Origin of the sequence: Columbia Basin potato purple top phytoplasma (assembly GCF_028595955.1) — a bacterium.
Taxonomy (GTDB): Bacteria; Bacillota_I; Bacilli_A; order Acholeplasmatales; family Acholeplasmataceae; genus Phytoplasma.
This window is the reverse complement of sequence record NZ_JANHJP010000016.1, coordinates 1-2,533: the sequence shown is the minus strand read 5'-3', so window position 1 is coordinate 2,533 and position 2,533 is coordinate 1. Positions and strand designations below refer to the sequence as shown.

At 22.7% G+C, this 2,533-nt stretch carries 4 protein-coding genes; all 4 read right to left on the bottom strand.

Annotation, left to right across the window (positions count from 1 at the left end):
• Positions 1 to 29: 29 nt before the first annotated feature.
• Positions 30 to 488, bottom strand: coding sequence for a hypothetical protein (locus tag M8044_RS02365; RefSeq protein WP_273585451.1), 459 nt, complete (start codon positions 486 to 488; stop codon positions 30 to 32).
• Positions 489 to 531: 43 nt separating this feature from the next.
• The gene (locus M8044_RS02360) at positions 532 to 1,941 is read right to left on the bottom strand and encodes an ATP-dependent helicase (RefSeq protein WP_273585450.1); all 1,410 of its coding nucleotides are present in this window, start codon (positions 1,939 to 1,941) and stop codon (positions 532 to 534) included.
• A gap of 40 nt (positions 1,942 to 1,981) precedes the next feature.
• Positions 1,982 to 2,122 carry a hypothetical protein gene (locus tag M8044_RS02355; RefSeq protein ID WP_273585449.1) on the bottom strand — a complete coding sequence of 47 codons (141 nt, stop codon included), beginning with the start codon at positions 2,120 to 2,122 and terminating at the stop codon, positions 1,982 to 1,984.
• 136 nt (positions 2,123 to 2,258) lie between these two features.
• Positions 2,259 to 2,417, bottom strand: a complete 159-nt coding sequence (locus tag M8044_RS02350; RefSeq protein ID WP_273585448.1) for a hypothetical protein — start codon at positions 2,415 to 2,417, stop codon at positions 2,259 to 2,261.
• Positions 2,418 to 2,533 lie beyond the last annotated feature (116 nt).

Genomic DNA, 2,533 nt, shown 5'->3' with positions numbered 1-2,533 from the left:
AAGATAACCCATTAAACGTACTTCATTTATCATTTATTTTTCTTTTCCTTTATAATTATTTGATTATCTTTTGAATCATCCGAAAGTGAATTATAAGGTGTTTGGTAAAAAAAATCCTTATTGAAATCTTTAGGTAAATCATTTTCTTTCTCTTTAATTTCAGCATCTAAAAAATCTAATTTACCGTTTTCTTGTAATTCACGCATCATACGGTGTACATCTTGGCGGTAAATCCCCAAGTAATTAGCCATTTGACACATTTGATGAAATAAACGGCCAAATTCTTTTGTTTTCATTTCTCCGTTTAAAATATAATTATGAATGATTTCTCTTAATTCATCGGAATATTCATATTTAGTTTGTAATTTTTTAATATAAAGATAAAAACGATATATAGAAATACCTAAAGCAATACCTAATAGAAAAGATAAAAAAGAAGTAAAGATACTAGATTCAAAAATATTAATTATTATTTGTTGAATATTCATTTTTAATTAATCCTTTCATATTTGAATTTAATATTCTTAAAATTTAAATTAATTGCATTTCTTTTAAGAAACAAAGAGGGTTCATTTTTTGTTGATAAGCATAAAGATTTCGATAGAGAGTATGAGTAATATATAAAAGTTCTCTCGCTCTTGTTATTGCAACATACATTAAACGTTTTTCTTCTTCTAAAGATGAATGACCTAAAAAAGTATCAAAAAAAGTTTCTTGTTCGCAACCAATTAAAAAAACTATTTTAGACTCTAAACCTTTCATTTGATGAATAGAGGTTAAAGTTAAATGATTTTTAATAATAGTTTCTCTTTTGATATTAAATTCTTCATTTAAAAATTTTAATTTATTTTCTATTTCTTTGGATAATTTAATATTAGTCTGAACATAAGAAACTTTTTGAGGTATTTTAAAAGGAATATTATTTTTCTTTAAAAATTGTTCTAAAACTTTTTTAAGAGCTTTTTTACGATAAAGAATTACAATATCCTTAAATTGATATTTCTTACTTTCAATTAAATTTTTAATTTCTTTAATAATAAATAAAGCCTCTTGTGTTTCATCCCAACAAGGTTGATAAATAACCTTACCCATTGTTTTTAAAGTAGGTTTTAATTGATAAGAAAGAGGTAAAAGAGTATTAGCAGTTTTTAAAATATTTGAGCTAGAACGATAATTATAGGTCAATTTTAATTCTTTCATTTGAAAAATTTCTTTTAAATGTTGACTATAAATATTTTTAGTGCCTCGAAAACTATAGATATTTTGGTGTTCATCGCCCACCATAAATAAAAGACTTTTAGTCCCTAACATTTTTAAAATTTCCATTTGATAATAATCAATGTCTTGGGACTCATCTACTAAAAGATAAGGAAATTTTTGTTGATAATCACTTAATAAAAAAGGATATTTTTTTAATAAATAATAAGTATAAACAATTAAATCATCAAAATCTATTGCCTCTTTTTCACAAAGAACTTGATTATAAGCATGAAAAAAATTTTTGAAAAAAGGATTAATGTTAGTAATAATTTTCCTTTTTATTTTAGAAATGGAGGCAATAACATCATCCAAACCACAAATAATTTTAATTTGAAATTGATTTAATAAATTTCTAATTATTTCACGAGTTTCAATTTCATCAATTAACTTAAAATCTTTTAAATTAAAATCTTTTAAATAAGCTAAATTTTGTTTTAAAAACATTAACGCGAAACCATGAAAAGTCATAATTTTAGCATCTTTTTCGTTTAATCTTTTTTTAAGGTTTTTAACAGCACTTTTATTAAAAGTAAGAATTAAAATACTTTTAACATTAAAATATTGACTTAAAAAATGAAATCTAGCTAAAAGAGTTTTTGTTTTACCAGTGCCAGCACCAGCATTTAAATATAAAGGCTGAAAAGAAAAATTAACAGCCTTTAATTGTTGATGATTTAACATAGTTAAAAATCCTTTTTATCAAAAAATAGTAAAAATTATTTTAATTTTTGTAATAATATTTTTTACCATTAGGATATATCACTAATGACTTTTTACCATGTTTTTGAGAATAATAAACAATTTTACCATCTGCATAAATTACTTTACGCAAACGTTGACGATTCTTAATATCGTAAGCCATTAGTTATTTCAACCATTTAATTTTATCAGCTACTGGCGAAATATATCCTAATTTATAGATTGCAAAAATAAATATACAACTAATAGCAACCAAAATTAAAAATTGTTTTAAAGACATATTTGAAATCTCCTTTATTTTATTTATTAATGGTTATATAACCAAAATGTGCTAAAAAAATTAAAACAGGAATAGCAACACCTATTGAAGGTAAAACCCAAGACATTAAAAATTTTCCAAAAGTTAATTTACGTCTTCTACTTGTACGAATATAAGTTCTAAATCTTCTTCTTGCCATTACAAACTCCTTTTTTTATTTATAAAATTTTATAAATAAATATAAAAAAAATAAGTGGGTAAAATCCACTTAGCACCTATTCTTTCAAGAATTAGAATTAATGAATTTAAAAGGAG